Origin of the sequence: Stenotrophomonas sp. SrG (assembly GCF_050031795.1) — a bacterium.
GTDB lineage: Bacteria > Pseudomonadota > Gammaproteobacteria > Xanthomonadales > Xanthomonadaceae > Stenotrophomonas > Stenotrophomonas rhizophila_A.
The window spans coordinates 1-237 of sequence record NZ_JBNBBE010001228.1 but is presented as its reverse complement, the minus strand read 5'-3'; the positions used below and the strand labels follow the sequence as shown (position 1 = coordinate 237).

1 pseudogene is annotated in these 237 nt (G+C 65.8%); it reads right to left on the bottom strand.

From position 1 onward, the window contains the following. Window positions 1-237 (bottom strand): annotated as a pseudogene (gene glnA, locus ACQG3P_RS23350) (glutamine synthetase); the annotation flags it as partial.

The following is a 237-nucleotide window of genomic DNA, read 5'->3' as shown; positions in this document are numbered from 1 at the left end:
TCCGTCGCCGGAGCACAGGGTGGTGCCGCCCTTGGACAGCGACTGGTGCACGTGCATGCCGCGGCCGTTGTCGCCGACGATCGGCTTGGGCATGATGGTGGCGGTCTTGCCATTGCGGTGCGCGACGTTCTTGATGACGTGCTTCATGCGCAGCAGTTCGTCGGCCTTCGGCACCAGGGTGCTGAACTTGGTGCCGATTTCGCACTGGCCGGCGGTGGCCACTTCGTGGTGCTGCAC